The organism is Streptococcus sp. 5004 (assembly GCF_013276755.1).
GTDB lineage: Bacteria > Bacillota > Bacilli > Lactobacillales > Streptococcaceae > Streptococcus.
Map to the genome: position 1 here is coordinate 55920 of NZ_VMLP01000018.1, position 15934 is coordinate 71853.

A 15934-nucleotide genomic window follows, 5' to 3' on the forward strand; every position below is an offset into this window, starting at 1 on the left:
CTATATTATATCAAAATTCAATACAGTAGAGGTAGATTTTATGTCAGATTGCATTTTTTGTAAAATCATCGCAGGGGAAATCCCTGCTTCAAAAGTATATGAAGATGAGCAGGTTCTTGCCTTTCTTGATATCTCTCAAGTGACACCAGGACATACCTTGGTCGTTCCCAAAGAACACTATCGCAATCTTTTGGAAATGGACGCTACTAGCGCCAGCCAACTCTTTGCCCAAGTGCCAAAAGTGGCTCAAAAAGTCATGAAAGCTACCAAAGCTGCTGGTATGAATATCATTGCCAACTGTGAAGAAGTCGCTGGTCAAACAGTCTTTCATACCCACGTTCACCTCGTGCCTCGCTACAGTTCGGACGATGACCTCAAGATTGATTTTATCGCCCACGAACCAGACTTTGACAAACTCGCTCAAGTCGCTGAAACTATCAAAAACGCCTAAGGAGTTGCCATGAAATTATCCAATCTACTGCTATTTGCAGGAGCTGCAGCTGGAAGTTATCTGGTCACAAAAAATCGTCAAACCATCACAGATGAAGTCTTGAATACCACTGACCGCGTTCAAGCTATCAAGGACGATGTGGATATTATCCAAAACAGCCTGCAAATCATTGACCAGCAAAAAGAACTCATCAAGGAATACCAAGAAGACCTGACTTACAAGTTTAAGATCTTGGAAAAAGATATCCAGACTAGACTAGCTGTGATCAAAGAAACACAGGAACTGGAAGATAAGTAAAAAGAGCCCGACGGCTCTTTTTTAAAACGTAAACAAGTTATATCCCATCAACTATACATCATAATTTAGGCAACTCATTCACCATTTCATAACTAAATCGAAGTCTTTCCGCCGTAATGAAAATACCTGAAACAGCTTAGTTTCAGGTGTCCGGAAACTTTGAGACCTAGGCTCAAAGTTTAGGTATGGAACTTCGAAGAAGGTCGCTACCGTCCGTCATCACTTAAGGAAAGTCTTAAAAATCTACAAGCAAAAAGAGCCACTCGGCTCTTTTTGCTTTATTCTCCTTCAAAGGCATCTTTAATATGGTCAAAGAAGCCCTTTTTCTTTGGATTGACTTTTAAATCACCTGCAGCTGCGAATTCTTTAAGCGCTGCTTTTTGGCGGTCGTTCAAGCCTGTCGGTGTTACGACATTAACAGTAACGTATTGGTCACCAACTGCACCACCACGAAGGCTAGGAGCTCCCTTGCCACGTAGGCGGAATTTCTTACCAGTCTGAGTTCCCTCTGGGATAACCAATTCAACATCACCGTGAACCGTTGGGATATCCACTGTATCACCAAGAGCCGCTTGGACAAAGTTGAGGTTGAGATTATAGAAGATAGTAGTTCCTTCACGTTCAAACTTGTCGCTGGCTTCCACAGAAACCACTACATACAAGTCACCATAAGGTCCACCGTTAAAGCCTGCTTCACCTTGGCCTGCTAGGCGAATTTGTTGACCAGTTTCCACACCAGCAGGGATTTTCACATGTACGCTATGAGCTTGTTTTTCATGCCCTGTTCCATGACATGTTGTACATGGATCTTTGATTTCTTTTCCGCGACCGTGACAGACATCACAGGTTACTTGGCGACGCATCATACCAAGCGGAGTCTGCGTATCGACGTTAATGACACCAGCGCCATGACAGCGTCCACAAGTGACTGGACTGGTTCCTAGCTTAGCACCTGAGCCATTACATGTACGACAGCTTGCTTCACGGTTATATTTGACTTCTTTTTCAGCTCCAAAAATAGCTTCTTCAAAGGTCAAATTCACACGGTATTGGAGGTCATCCCCTTGACGAGGAGCATTTGGATTGCGCGAAGCACCGCCTCCGCCGAAGAAACTTGAGAAGATGTCCTCAAAACCACCGAAGCCACCTGCCCCATCGAAACCGCCGAAACCACCAGCTCCACCAAAACCACCGTTGGCTCCAGCAGCACCGTATTGGTCATAGGCAGCCCGTTTTTGGTCGTCACTCAAAGTCTCATAGGCTTCCTGAACTTCCTTGTACTTTTCCTCAGCACCAGGCTCCTTGTTGATATCTGGGTGATATTTTTTCGAAAGCTTACGATAAGCCTTTTTGATCTCGTCTGCCGAAGCGTTTTTGGACACCCCCAGACGATCATAAAATTCAGTATTGTTCATACAAGATACCAAGACCGTAAAATTCGACTGAAAAATAGGAAATCTGACGCTGGAGCGATGCTCCTAGACAGATTTATCTTTTTTCCGAGAATTTAGGTCGGATTCAATTCCTTTCTTTTATATTGAGTAAGAAATTTGGGAACCCGTGTTCAGTTACGAACACCTTTGTTCCTTTCTATAATTTTCATGTAAATCTTTAGAGGCTGTTTTCTATACTCTGCTTCACTTGATTAAACTCTTCATCTGATAGAGTAAATATCAAATCCTCTTCTGAATATTCGTTCTGTTCTTTAAAATAGTTGTCAGCATTCTCTGCCAACCCTAAACCGAAAATCACTTTTCTTGCAAACTCTTGATGTGCAAAACCGATAGCCGTAATGATTTGTTTATCTTGGACAAGAACTTTCGGTTGGAAATTCTCACGTGGAAGAAATTCAAAATAGTCAAAGAAGTTTTGCCAAATTCCACCTGTAAATTTCGTGTCGTTCAACAAACCTGCTTTCGCCAATAAAAGGGGCGCTGAAGAAATAGCTGCAATTAGGATATCTTGCTCATTAAGCCTTCTCAAAAACGAGATCAATTTCTCATCTTGTAGAGCAGAACCTATATTTACCATTCCTGGCAAAATCACACAAGAATAATCTTCTATACGGATCTGACCCAATATTTTCGTCGGTTGACAGGACAAACCATCCTCAGAGACCACCATCGAATTCTCAGAAGCGACATAATCAATCGTGATATCAAAAGACAGAGCTAAAGTACTTGTTAAAGAGGCTATCTCATAAAGAGAAAAATTAGGATAAATGATACAAAGTACTTTTTTCATACGCAACATCCTCTATTTTACCGAAAAACAGAGGCTGGGTTGCAACCTCTGTGGTTAGACTATTCCTTTGAAATAAAAATTATTGTATTATCTCTAGTAGTAATCTTCAAAGACCTTTTAGCCAAATCAAATTCAAATTTATTATAGTGTGGGTCTTGTGTTTTATATAGATCTAACTCCTGACGTATATGATCTGAAAAGTCAATCATAACATCTTTAAACACAGAAGTGTAGTCATATTTACTCTTACCAACAGCTACTTCTGTAAATTCTTTATAAATGACATTTCCATTTCTTTCCACAGTTACCATCATTTCTGTTGAATTACAATGCAAATTAAATAATTCTTCAAAAAACTTTATCTTTTCATGATAATCTGCAATGTCAGAAAGATTATTTTTATTAACACTCATAACACTAGCCCCTTACTTTTCAGTAAACTCTCCGTCTACGACGTCATCGCCTGCGTTTCCTGTTGCTTGTGCACCTTCTGCTCCTGCTTGAGCTTGTTGGGCTGCGGCGGCTTGTTCGTAAAGTTTAACAGCAAGTCCTTGAGCTTTTTCGTTCAATGCTTCAAGTTTTGCTTTCATGTCGTCCAAGTTGTTGTCTTCTTGCGCTTTCTTAAGGTCATCAAGGGCAGCTTGGGCAGCGTCACGTTCTGCGTCGAAGCCTTTGCCTTCAGTTTCCTTGATTGTCTTTTCAGTCGCAAAGATCGCTTGGTCTACTTCGTTACGAAGGTCTACTTCTTCTTTACGTTTCTTATCTGCTTCAGCGTTAGCTTCTGCATCTTTCATCATGCGGTCGATTTCTTCGTCAGTCAAACCTGAGTTAGATTGGATCACAATAGTTTGTTCTTTTTGAGTTCCAAGATCTTTAGCCTTAACAGACACGATACCGTTCTTGTCGATATCAAATGTTACTTCGATTTGAGGAATTCCACGAGGTGCAGCTGGGATATCTGTCAATTGGAAGCGTCCAAGAGTCTTGTTATCTGCTGCCATTGGGCGTTCACCTTGAAGAACGTGGATATCGACGGCTGGTTGGTTGTCTGCAGCAGTTGAGAAGACTTGTGATTTAGATGTTGGAATAGTAGTGTTGCGGTCGATGAGTTTTGTGAATACACCACCCATTGTTTCGATACCAAGTGACAATGGTGTTACGTCAAGAAGGACAACGTCTTTGACATCACCAGTGATGACACCACCTTGGATGGCAGCACCCATAGCAACTACTTCGTCAGGGTTTACTGATTTGTTTGGTTCTTTACCAGTTTCAGCCTTAACTGCTTCGACAACGGCTGGGATACGAGTTGAACCACCAACAAGGATAACTTCGTCGATTTCTGACAAGCTCAAACCTGCATCTGAAAGGGCTTGACGAACTGGAACTTTTGTACGTTCTACAAGGTCACGAGTCAAATCGTCAAATTTAGCACGAGTCAAAGTCATTTCCAAGTGAAGAGGTCCAGCTTCACCAGCAGTGATAAATGGCAAGCTGATTTGAGTTGAAGTTACACCAGAAAGGTCTTTCTTCGCTTTTTCAGCTGCATCTTTCAAACGTTGCATTGCCATCTTATCAGTAGACAAGTCAATACCGTTTTCTTTCTTGAATTCTGCTACTAAGTGGTCAATGATTTTTTGGTCAAAGTCGTCACCACCAAGTTTGTTGTCCCCTGCAGTTGACAATACGTCGAAGACACCGTCACCCAATTCAAGGATAGATACGTCGAATGTACCACCACCAAGGTCGAATACCAAGATTTTTTCTTCTTTGTCAGTCTTGTCCAAACCGTAAGCAAGAGCTGCTGCTGTTGGTTCGTTGACAATACGTTCTACTTCAAGACCAGCGATTTTACCAGCGTCTTTTGTTGCTTGACGTTGAGCGTCGTTGAAGTAAGCTGGAACTGTGATAACTGCTTTAGTTACTTTTTCACCAAGGTAATCTTCAGCGTAGCCTTTCAAATATTGAAGAATCATTGCTGAGATTTCTTGTGGAGTGTATTCTTTTCCGTTAGCAGAAACTTTTTCAGAAGTTCCCATTTTAGATTTGATAGAGATGACTGTATCTGGGTTTGTGACTGCTTGGCGTTTTGCAGCATCACCAACGATGATTTCGCCGTTTTTGAATGATACTACAGATGGAGTTGTGCGGTTTCCTTCTGGGTTTGCGATGATTTTGCTTTCAGTTCCTTCAAGAACTGCAACTGCTGAGTTTGTTGTACCTAAGTCAATACCGATAATTTTAGACATGTGTTTTTCTCCTTAAATTTATCTTCTTTTTTTCTTTTTGATACTCTTCTTAAGTGGCGGTGCCGTTAGAGCTTGACTTCGTCAATCTCTTTGACTAAACTTTGAACCTAAGGTCTCAAAGTTTACGCAAATAGCGCCACGGCGAAGAGTATCGTCTTTGGTTCGCTTCGCTCACTATTGCAAAGCTGAACTACTTTTTTATCTTTCTTCATAGTTTAGTGTCGTTTCGGACAAGTTTTCTATTATGTAAATTGCGACACGAGGAGTCGAAATCGATTTTATTTCGACGACGAGTTAGTAAGGAGGCTAGGCAAGCGCCATAGCGATTGCCGTTTTCTGACGAGTTGCTTTAGCTACCGTCAGAATTGCCTAGTTGTAAACAACTACCATTGCTGGGCGTAGGATGCGGTCATGGAGTTTGTAGCCTTTTTGGAAAACTTGGGCGATAGTATCTGCTGGGTGTTCATCGTCTGCTGGGAGAGTTTGGATGGCCATATGATAGTTATGGTCAAATTCACCGTCAGCTGCGATTTCTTCGATTCCTTCTTCTTTCAAAGCGTGAATCAAGCTTTCTTGCACCATTTCCAATCCTTTTTTGACATCGTCTGTCAAACCTTCAACCGCGAGTGCACGCTCTAGGTTATCCAAAGAAGGGAGAATTGCTTTTGCCAAGTCCTGGCTACGATAACGTTGCAAGTTTTGACGCTCTTCATTGGCACGACGTTGGATATTTTGCATTTCTGCATGAGCGCGAAGGTATTTATTTTCAAACTCATCCGCACGTTCATTTGCCAAGTCCAATTCAGACTTCTCAGGAGTTGTTTCTTCTACCGTTTCCACAACTTCCTCTTCTTGGACTTCTTCTACTTCTTCATTTTTTTTATCTTGGGCCATTTTCGCCTCCTTTAATGATTTCAATCTTAATGTACTTCGTAATGATTACTACTGAGGTAGCGGTAAAAATCTGTCAACTTCATGGTCAAAACACGGTTGACCACATTGACTTGGTTGATTAGCTGTTGGTAATCCAGATTGACTGGACCGATAATGGCTAGAATTCCAACTCCCCGATAAGGAATGAGGAACTTGCTACTAATCACCGCTAGGTCAGCTAGACAGGACTCTTGACTGTCTGCAACACAGACATTTTGCATCTGATCTTCACGCAATCCCTCACGAATCTCCAGAGCCACCTTTTGCGGTTGGTCAAAGAACTGATAAGCTGCCAGATTGGCAAAATTCAAGAGATTGACCTTGCCCGCCACCACAATGTTTTCGTTGAACATTTCCTTAAAGATGTGTTCAAAGAGATCAATGACATTGTCCGTTGTTGTAAAGTATCGCTGGATAATCTGCGGAATCTCCGTCCGAATCTTGTAGTGAATATCTAGAACAGTGTGACCGAGGAAACGTTCTCGAATGATTGCCTTCAGTTTCAGCAAATCTTCCTGCAAGAAGTTCCTTGGAATCAGAAACTGACTGGTAACCGTTCGCGACTCGTCTAGGGTAAATACTGCCAAGGCTGTATGTTGCCCCAAAACAACGATATCAAAGGCTGTCAACCACTGCCTGCTGGGCTCAACATCCAGTGCCACTACCGTACAGCCACTCAAGTCTGTCAGTAGATTAGCAGCCTCTTGCAGAATATCCTCCAATTTGAAGAATTCCTGATCAAAGGCTTTGACAATCTCATATACCTCATTTTCAGCTAGTCGGTCAAAATCCAGTGAGTGTTTCACATAGTACTGAAAACCAGCAACACTTGGCATCCGACCACTTGAAGTATGAGCCTTCTCAAGCAAACCTTGCTTTTCTAGAGCCGCCATGTCATTACGAATGGTAGCACTGCTAGAGTTAATAGACTCTTGCAAGGCTTTGGATCCGACAGGTTCGTGCGTTTTGGTAAAGATGTCAATAATCAGATTTAAAATATCCTGCTGACGCTCTGTAACCATCTCATCACTCCTCTCTGTCTGATCGATTAGCACTCGATGCACTCAAGTGCTAACTTATGATTCTATTATACACCCTTAAAAGAGAATGTCAAGACAAAAACTCAAAAAATTAGCACTCTTTTATCAAGAGTGCTAAAAATCAGTCTGAAGACCTAGAACCTTACCTTCCATCTACTTGGTATTTCCTTTTAAGTCTAAAAAAACCATGGATTAGATAAGAAATCATAAAGGCATATAGAGCAAAAATGACAAAGAAAGATTGCGACAGTTCTTCCCGAAACAAACTCATACAAACAACAAAACCTCCTAAGAAAGTAGCTGCACATGAACGAAGTCTATATCGCATAACTTCCCACCTGAGATTATTACTCATATAGACTTGATCCTCTGAAAGTATATCAGAAGCCGATTTACGAAGAATCGAACAAAAACCTGCTCCTATCAATTCCCAACCTCTATTTCTAAAATCTTGCAGTTCATGCTTATATTTTTTAAGAAATCTAGAATCATAGATACGGTAGATGACATCGTCTGGTTGACATTGGTCAAGATAGAACAAACCAAAACGACCCGTTCTATATCTCCAACCTTTCAAATGCATCTCATGCAAATACTCTTCTTCCTTGTCCAAATCAACAATGGTGAAAATCCGAAATTCTACTCTGCTATTCATTGTCTTACCCCAAAATTAGAAAACATGCCTAGCGTTATTTATTAGATAATTCTTTCCATTTTTGACTCAATCTCCAAAAAATATAAGAAATCTGAACCGCAAAAACTATCAATAAAACCCAATCTATTATGAAAATCAAAAACACTTTCCAACTGAAAGAACTACCTCCAGTGACAAACTTTGAGAAAAACGGTAGTAGAGCTAAAAAGAGAAGTAAAATAGGAAGCATCCGCATTGTTAAAATCCTTTTGACATAAAAAAATCTTTATTTAAACTAAAATATTATAGCAAAATTTACGCCAGTTTTTGAACGGCTGATGTAGATATTTTATACTTTCAAAATGTTTAAATGTGATTATTTATTTTTGAAAAATAGCTCACCAGCCCGACTGAAAGTGCTTATAGAATGATAATAAGTTGCCTGCCGAAAACAGTGAAAAATAGCGGTGTTATGCGGAGATAATCTGACGCGATGCGAAAATATATTGCATACTTATTTTCAACAATTTAGCAGAGTATTTTTATAAGTGTGATATAATAGAAGTATAATTTGTTCTGATAGTTTATTTTATGGAGAAGTAGATTTTTAGAATGCGGAGGGTTCAATATGGTTGAGTTTATAAAGTCTAAGAAAGAAATGAGTGAGGAGGATATTAAAGCAAATTTCATCACTCCTGCTATTGTATCCAAAGGATGGAAAAATGGTGAACATATCGCTTACGAAGAATACTTCACTGATGGTCGAATTGAAGTTAGAGGAGATAAGGCTCGTCGTAAAGAAGGAAAAAAATCAGACTATTCACTGTATTACCAATTTGGAACTCGAATTGCAATTGTTGAGGCAAAGGATAATAAACACAGCGTTCGAGCAGGATTACAACAAGCTATTGAATATGGAGAGATTTTAGATGTTCCATTTGTTTATTCTTCGAATGGTGATGGCTTTATTGAACACGACCGTATCACGAGAGAAGAACGTGAGTTGGAGTTAGACGAATTCCCTACTCGTGAAGAATTATTTTCTCGTATGACGAAGGAAAAAGGATTGACGTACGAAATTACAGAAGCTATCTCAACTCCATACTATACAGACGCCTTCTCAATGAAAACGCCACGCTATTATCAGCAAATAGCTATCAACCGTACTATTGAAACAGTTGCCAGAGGACAAAAACGAGTAATGTTTGTGATGGCAACAGGAACGGGGAAAACGTTCATGGCTTTTCAAATTATTCATCGCCTTCGAAAAGCTGGTTTGGCTAAACGAGTTTTATTCTTAGCAGATAGAAACATCTTAGTAGACCAAACGATGGCTGAAGACTTTAAGCCATTCGAAAAGATAATGACGAAAATTACACCAAAACTTTTGACTGCTCCAGAAAAATTAAATTCTTTTGAAATTTATCTAGGGCTTTATCAGCAACTAACTGGTGAAGATGGAACTGAAACACATTATCAAAAGTTTGACAAAGACTTCTTTGATTTAGTCATAATTGATGAAGCGCACCGTGGCTCAGCTAAGGAAGACAGTAACTGGCGTAAGGTGATTGATTATTTCAGTTCTGCGACACAGATTGGGATGACCGCTACTCCTAAAGAAACCAAGAATGCTTCCAATACGGAATACTTTGGTGAGCCAATCTATACTTATAGTTTAAAACAGGGAATCGAGGATGGTTTTTTGGCTCCATATCGTGTTATGAGGATTAATTTAGATGTGGATGTGGATGGTTATCGTCCAGAAACTGGAAAAGTTGATGCTAACGGACAATTAATAGAAGATAGGTACTACGGCAGGAAAGATTTTGACAAAACCATTGTCATTGATGATAGAACGCAAAGAGTTGCCAAGTTTGTTTCTGATTATATGAAGCAAAACAATGCACGATTTGATAAAACAATTGTTTTTTGTGTTGATATTGACCATGCCGAGCGAATGCGTGCTGCACTTGTAAAAGAGAATCTAGACTTAGTCCAAGAAGACTATCGTTATGTCATGCAAGTAACTGGTGACAACGCTGAAGGAAAAGCTCAACTGGATAACTTTATGGATGTCAATTCTAATTTTCCCGCTATTGTAACAACGTCTAAATTATTAACGACAGGAGTTAATGCTAAAACATGTCGTTTGATTGTTTTAGACTCTAATATCCAATCCATGACTGAATTTAAACAAATTATTGGTCGTGGCACACGTCTTTATCCTCAAAAGGGGAAAGAATTTTTTACGATTATTGATTTTCGAAATGTTACCAATTTGTTTGCTGACCCTGATTTTGATGGTGAACCAGTGAAGGTTCTGGAAACGGGCGCAAAAACAAACAATGGTACTACACCTGGTTTTGTAAACGAAGGTGGTGACCCAGTAGAAAAATATATCGTTACAGACAAGCAGGTTACCATTCTTAATTCTACTGTTCAAGTATTGGATGAAAACGGGAAACTGATTACCGAAAGCCTGACCGACTACACTCGGAAGAATATCTTAGGTAGCTACGCCACTTTGAACGATTTTATCACAGTTTGGCATACGGCGGATAAAAAGAAGCTTATCTTAGACGAACTTTATAAAAAAGGAGTTTATCTAGATGCTATTCGAGAGTCGGAGGGAATATCAGAACAAGAAATCGATGATTTTGATTTACTCCTAAAACTTGCCTATGGTCAAAAAGAATTAACCAAAACGGAACGTATCAATAAACTCAAACAAAGCGGATATTTATATAAATATAGTGAGGAAGCGCGTGCTGTTTTGGAAATTTTACTGGACAAATACATGGATAAAGGTATTGGAGAACTCGAAAGCATTGAAACATTAAAACTTCCAGAATTTCAGATATATGGTGGAACCTTCAAAATCATCAATACTTATTTTGGAGATAAAAAACGATATTTACAAGCAATTAAAGAATTGGAGAAAGAGCTATTTACAGTAGCTTAATGAAAGGAAAGTATGTCAATTACATCATTTGTAAAAAGAATTCAAGATATCACTCGAAACGATGCTGGTGTTAATGGTGATGCTCAACGTATTGAGCAAATGTCTTGGTTATTATTCTTAAAAATTTATGATAGCCGTGAAATGGTTTGGGAATTAGAAGAAGACGAGTATGAGTCAATTATCCCAGAGGAATTAAAATGGCGGAATTGGGCTCATGCTCAAAATGGAGAGCGGGTATTGACAGGCGATGAATTACTTGATTTTGTCAATAACAAGTTATTCAAAGAGTTGAAAGAGCTTGAAATAACTTCAATTATGCCTATTCGAAAAACGATTGTTAAATCAGCTTTTGAAGATGCGAACAACTATATGAAAAATGGCGTCTTGTTACGCCAAGTCATCAATGTTATTGATGAAGTTGATTTCAATAGCCCTGAAGATCGTCATTCGTTTAATGATATTTACGAAAAAATTCTTAAAGATATTCAAAATGCTGGGAACTCAGGAGAATTTTATACGCCACGTGCAGCGACTGATTTTATTGCCGAAGTTCTTAACCCAAAACTTGGAGAATCAATGGCAGACCTTGCTTGCGGAACAGGAGGCTTCTTGACTTCGACTCTGAACCGTTTAAGTAGTCAACGTAAAACTAGTGAAGATACCAAAAAATATAATACAGCTGTTTTTGGTATTGAAAAGAAAGCATTTCCTCATCTTTTAGCAGTTACAAATCTGTTTCTTCACGAAATTGATGACCCTAAAATTGTTCATGGAAATACTTTAGAGAAAAATGTTCGTGAATATACGGATGATGAAAAATTTGACATTATTATGATGAATCCACCTTTTGGAGGGTCAGAATTAGAAACAATAAAAAATAACTTTCCAGCAGAATTACGGAGTTCTGAAACAGCTGATTTATTTATGGCTGTCATTATGTATCGTTTGAAAGAAAATGGTCGTGTTGGAGTTATTTTACCTGATGGTTTTCTATTTGGTGAAGGTGTAAAAACTCGCTTGAAACAAAAACTGGTAGATGAGTTCAACTTGCATACGATTATTAGGTTGCCTCATAGTGTCTTTGCACCGTATACAGGAATCCATACGAACATTCTTTTCTTTGATAAAACAAAGAAAACAGAAGAAACTTGGTTTTATCGTTTAGATATGCCAGATGGTTATAAAAATTTCTCGAAAACTAAGCCGATGAAGTCAGAACACTTCAATCCTGTTCGTGACTGGTGGGAAAATCGTGAAGAGATTCTGGAAGGTAAGTTCTACAAATCTAAATCATTTACACCTAGTGAATTGGCTGAGTTGAATTATAATTTAGACCAGTGTGGTTTTCCAAAAGAGGAAGAGGAAATCTTAAATCCCTTTGAGTTGATTCAGAATTATCAAGCGGAAAGAGCAACTTTAAATCATAAGATTGATAATGTATTAGCTGATATTTTGCAGTTGTTGGAGGACAAATAATGACACCAGAACAACTTAAGGCAAGTATTCTCCAAAGAGCGATGGAAGGGAAATTAGTGCCGCAAAATCCCAATGACGAACCTGCAAGTGAATTATTAAAGAGAATTAAAGCTGAAAAAGAAAAACTTATCAGTGAAGGAAAAATCAAACGAGATAAAAAGGAAACTGAGATATTTCGTGGTGATGATGGGAAACATTATGGGAAGTTTGCTGATGGAAGTACTCAAGAAATTGATGTTCCTTATGATATTCCTGATACTTGGGAGTGGGTGAGGTTTTCTACATTGGTTGAAATTATCAGAGGTGGCTCTCCACGACCAATCAAAGATTATCTTACTTCTGAAGTAGATGGAATAAATTGGATAAAAATAGGTGATACTGAAAAGGGTGAAAAGTATATAAATAATGTTAAAGAAAAAATCAAAAAATCAGGGCTTAACAAAACTAGATTTGTAAAAAAAGGTACATTTTTGTTAACTAATTCTATGAGTTTTGGTAGACCTTATATTTTGAATGTTGATGGTGCAATACACGATGGATGGTTGGCTATTTCGAACTATGAAAACTCATTAAATAAAGATTACCTATTCTATATTCTTTCATCAAATGTAGTTTATTCTCAATTTCTATCTCTAATTAGTGGAGCTGTTGTGAAAAACTTGAATAGTGATAAAGTTGCTTCTATTCTTATCCCTCTCCCCCCACTATCCGAACAACAACGAATAGTAGAAGCAATCGAATCAGCTTTAGAAAAAGTAGATGAATATGCTGAAAGTTATAATAGACTAGAACAGCTAGATAAAGAATTTCCAGATAAACTAAAAAAATCTATTCTTCAATATGCTATGCAAGGAAAATTAGTTGAACAAGACCCAAATGATGAATCAGTCGAAGTTTTACTTGAAAAAATACGAGCAGAAAAACAAAAACTCTTTGAAGAAGGCAAGATTAAAAAGAAAGATTTGGACATTTCTATTGTTTCCCAAGGAGATGATAACTCTTATTATCTGAATAACATTAAAATTGAAATAGATTTTCCAAGAAGATCAACTTGGTTGCTAGCTCCTTTAGAAAAAATTGTAACAACTATTTCAGCTAAGCCTTATCAAATAAAACAGTCTGAAATTGTAAAAGAGGGCAAGATTCCAGTAGTTAGTCAATCTAAAATATTAGTTGAAGGATTTTCTAATAATTTTTCTAAGATTCTAGACTATAAAACAAACGTTGTAATATTTGGTGACCATACAAGAAATCTTAAGATTATAGACTTCCCTTTTGTTGTTGGTGCAGACGGAGTAAAAATTCTGTCTCCAATTTGCTTATCTGCAAAATTTTTAAAATACCACTTAGACTATACGCTATTATTTGTTAGGAACAGGGGCTATGCTCGACATTATTCGTATCTAAAATCTAAAATAATAGGTATTCCTTCAGTTTTAGAACAAAAGAGAATTGTCGCTAAAATTGATTTACTTTTTCAAAAAGTTTCTCAGCTTTAGTAATTATTAATTTTTGTGTACGTATACCTGGAAAATTAATTATAGTTTGAGAAAATCTAGTTTTGTTTAATATAGGAATAGTGGTAGATGATGTATTGTTCTTGAATTGTTTTTGCATAAAATCAGACTGTATAGCTAAAAGTAAAAATTTTGAGTTGACAAAATTAAATACTTCTATGCCATGCATTTGTTGATTGAACGCTCCATCAACACGAACAATCCCAGCAATTCCAATATTTCCAATACCATTTATTAAAATAGAACCTGCTTTTATTTTTCTGGATTTTGTATTTCCTAGAACCGATAAATATTCAGTTGCATTGTATAGTTCTCCTTGTAATAAATCAGCAGGTTTATAGAATGGTATTTCGCCGCCGTAGTTTTCAGGGCTATTTTTAGATGGCGTGTTACCAGTACTAATTATTCCTATATAATTTAATGTTGTCTGTACCCAATTCATAGGTATCTTCCCATAATAAGAGCCATAATCACAAAAAAATAGCAGATGGTCAATTTGACCACCTGTTATTTTTTTACCAATTAACAATTTTATCTACAATATTTTGTTGTTCAGTAGCTGTTTTCCTTAGATAAATTCGAGTAGTTTCTATACTTTCGTGTCCCATCAAATCTGCAAGCAAGGCAATATCATTATACTTCGATAAAAAATTCTTAGCAAATAAATGTCTAAAAGAATGAGGGTAAATTACTTTAGGATTCATTTTGTATTTATCAGCATAATTTTTTAACTGTTGAGCAACTCCTCTTGCTGTAATTGGTTCATTAAATTTATTCAAAAATAAATAACCACTTCGGCGATTTTCTGATTCTAACCAACTAAGACAACTATTTCTTAATTTTTTAGGAATGTACAGTCTACGAATTTTACCACCTTTTGAGTAAATGTCAAAATAACCGATTTCTACATGCTCTACTTTTAGTTTAATAAGCTCACTTACACGAGCCCCAGTTGCACCTAAAAACCAAACGACAAAATGCCATTTTAAAGTACCATCTTTTTTCAAACTACGTTTAAGAAAAAGGTAATCAGCATAGCTAATGACATCTTCTAAAAACGGTTTTTGCTGTACTTTGACAAATTTTAATTTCAAATCATCATGACCAATAAAAGTCAGATATTTATTTACTCCTTGTAGTCGCAAATTGACAGTTTTAGGTTTAAAATTGTCTAATAAATATCCCTTGTATTCAAATAAATCTTCCATTTTGAGTTCATAATTCTCCAAGAAAAATCGAACACCATAAAGGTACGAACGCACAGTATTTTCAGCTAAACCAGCTTTCTTCAAATGTAATTCAAATTCTTTCAACGTAAAACTCCTATCTTATGTTTGATAGAAATTCCACCGCACGTAAAACTATTATACTAAATTAGTGCGTCAATATGGGCGAAAAATTGTTCGATTTTATCAACGATTCTGGATTGTTCAGGAAGGGGTGGGAGTGGGATTAGAATAGAAGCAACTTTATCACTATTCAAGTTTTTCACAACAGCTCCACTAATTAGAGATAAAAATTGAGAATAAACTACATTTGATGAAAGAATATAGAATAGGTAATCTCTATTTAATGAGTTTTCATAGTTCGAAATAGCCAACCATCCATCGTGTATTGCACCATCAACATTCAAAATATAAGGTCTACCAAAACTCATAGAATTAGTTAACAAAAATGTACCTTTTTTTACAAATCTAGTTTTGTTAAGCCCTGATTTTTTGATTTTTTCTTTAACATTATTTATATACTTTTCACCCTTTTCAGTATCACCTATTTTTATCCAATTTATTCCATCTACTTCGGAAGTAAGATAATCTTTGATTGGTCGTGGAGAACCACCTCTAACAATTTCAACCAATGTAGAAAACCTCACCCACTCCCAACTTTTTGGTATTTCATAAGGAACTTCCTCATAATAAGAGTTATCATCTCCTTGGGAAACAATAGAAATGTCCAAATCTTTCTTTTTAATCTTGCCTTCTTCAAAGAGTTTTTGTTTTTCTGCTCGTATTTTTTCAAGTAAAACTTCGACTGATTCATCATTTGGGTCTTGTTCAACTAATTTTCCTTGCATAGCATATTGAAGAATAGATTTTTTTAGTTTATCTGGAAATTCTTTATCTAGCTGTTC

The 15934-nt window shown here is 37.3% G+C and carries 14 protein-coding genes and 1 pseudogene; 5 read left to right on the forward strand and 10 right to left on the reverse strand.

The features are described 5' to 3' along the window. Nucleotides 1-40 precede the first annotated feature (40 nt). Nucleotides 41-451, forward strand: a complete 411-nt coding sequence (locus tag HT685_RS06550) for an HIT family protein (RefSeq protein WP_173251409.1) — start codon at nt 41-43, stop codon at nt 449-451. 9 nt (nt 452-460) lie between these two features. Beyond that, nucleotides 461-748 carry a hypothetical protein gene (locus HT685_RS06555; protein ID WP_049532230.1) on the forward strand — a complete coding sequence of 96 codons (288 nt, stop codon included), beginning with the start codon at nt 461-463 and terminating at the stop codon, nt 746-748. A 278-nt stretch (nt 749-1026) separates the two neighbouring features. Here HT685_RS06555 and dnaJ read toward each other — a convergent pair whose 3' ends face one another. From dnaJ to HT685_RS06590, 7 genes are all read right to left on the reverse strand, one after another. Continuing rightward, a complete protein-coding gene (dnaJ, locus tag HT685_RS06560; protein WP_173226096.1) occupies nt 1027-2163 on the reverse strand; it encodes a molecular chaperone DnaJ in 1137 nt (378 codons plus the stop codon). A gap of 196 nt (nt 2164-2359) precedes the next feature. Continuing rightward, nucleotides 2360-2992, reverse strand: a complete 633-nt coding sequence (locus HT685_RS06565; RefSeq protein ID WP_173226094.1) for a DJ-1/PfpI family protein — start codon at nt 2990-2992, stop codon at nt 2360-2362. Nucleotides 2993-3051: 59 nt separating this feature from the next. Then, the gene (locus HT685_RS06570; RefSeq protein ID WP_173226092.1) at nt 3052-3405 is read right to left on the reverse strand and encodes a hypothetical protein; all 354 of its coding nucleotides are present in this window, start codon (nt 3403-3405) and stop codon (nt 3052-3054) included. 12 nt (nt 3406-3417) lie between these two features. Next, complete coding sequence (gene dnaK / locus HT685_RS06575; RefSeq protein ID WP_000034661.1) at nt 3418-5241, reverse strand: molecular chaperone DnaK; 1824 nt, start codon at nt 5239-5241, stop codon at nt 3418-3420. A 369-nt stretch (nt 5242-5610) separates the two neighbouring features. Beyond that, nucleotides 5611-6135 carry a nucleotide exchange factor GrpE gene (grpE, locus tag HT685_RS06580; RefSeq protein ID WP_173226091.1) on the reverse strand — a complete coding sequence of 175 codons (525 nt, stop codon included), beginning with the start codon at nt 6133-6135 and terminating at the stop codon, nt 5611-5613. Nucleotides 6136-6161: 26 nt separating this feature from the next. After that, entirely contained in the window at nt 6162-7196 is a 1035-nt protein-coding gene (gene hrcA / locus HT685_RS06585) for a heat-inducible transcriptional repressor HrcA (RefSeq protein ID WP_000255760.1), read from the reverse strand. A 160-nt stretch (nt 7197-7356) separates the two neighbouring features. Then, nucleotides 7357-7869: a DUF2812 domain-containing protein gene (locus HT685_RS06590; protein ID WP_023932562.1), complete on the reverse strand. Its 513-nt coding sequence runs from the start codon at nt 7867-7869 to the stop codon at nt 7357-7359. 607 nt (nt 7870-8476) lie between these two features. On the opposite strand from HT685_RS06590, the gene HT685_RS06595 reads away from it, so the two are divergent. From HT685_RS06595 to HT685_RS06605, 3 genes are read left to right on the forward strand one after another with little or no spacing between them, the layout of a single operon-like run. Continuing rightward, complete coding sequence (locus HT685_RS06595; RefSeq protein ID WP_138701054.1) at nt 8477-10810, forward strand: DEAD/DEAH box helicase family protein; 2334 nt, start codon at nt 8477-8479, stop codon at nt 10808-10810. Between the two features lie 12 nt (nt 10811-10822). Further along, on the forward strand, nt 10823-12286 hold the full coding sequence (locus tag HT685_RS06600; RefSeq protein WP_000029036.1) for a class I SAM-dependent DNA methyltransferase: 1464 nt from the start codon (nt 10823-10825) through the stop codon (nt 12284-12286). Then, nucleotides 12286-13785 (forward strand): restriction endonuclease subunit S, encoded by a 1500-nt coding sequence (locus HT685_RS06605; protein ID WP_138701384.1) that lies wholly within the window; start codon nt 12286-12288, stop codon nt 13783-13785. The genes HT685_RS06600 and HT685_RS06605 overlap by 1 nt, the downstream gene beginning before the upstream one ends. On the opposite strand, the gene HT685_RS06610 is transcribed toward HT685_RS06605, so the two are convergent. From HT685_RS06610 to HT685_RS06620, 3 genes and pseudogenes are all read right to left on the reverse strand, one after another. Further along, nucleotides 13745-14332 carry a restriction endonuclease subunit S gene (locus HT685_RS06610; protein ID WP_226372058.1) on the reverse strand — a complete coding sequence of 196 codons (588 nt, stop codon included), beginning with the start codon at nt 14330-14332 and terminating at the stop codon, nt 13745-13747. The genes HT685_RS06605 and HT685_RS06610 overlap by 41 nt on opposite strands. After that, on the reverse strand, nt 14319-15116 hold the full coding sequence (gene psrA / locus HT685_RS06615; RefSeq protein WP_173278986.1) for a tyrosine-type DNA invertase PsrA: 798 nt from the start codon (nt 15114-15116) through the stop codon (nt 14319-14321). The genes HT685_RS06610 and psrA overlap by 14 nt, the downstream gene beginning before the upstream one ends. Before the next feature lie 89 nt (nt 15117-15205). Next, nucleotides 15206-15877, reverse strand: a pseudogene (locus HT685_RS06620) (restriction endonuclease subunit S); the annotation flags it as partial. Nucleotides 15878-15934 lie beyond the last annotated feature (57 nt).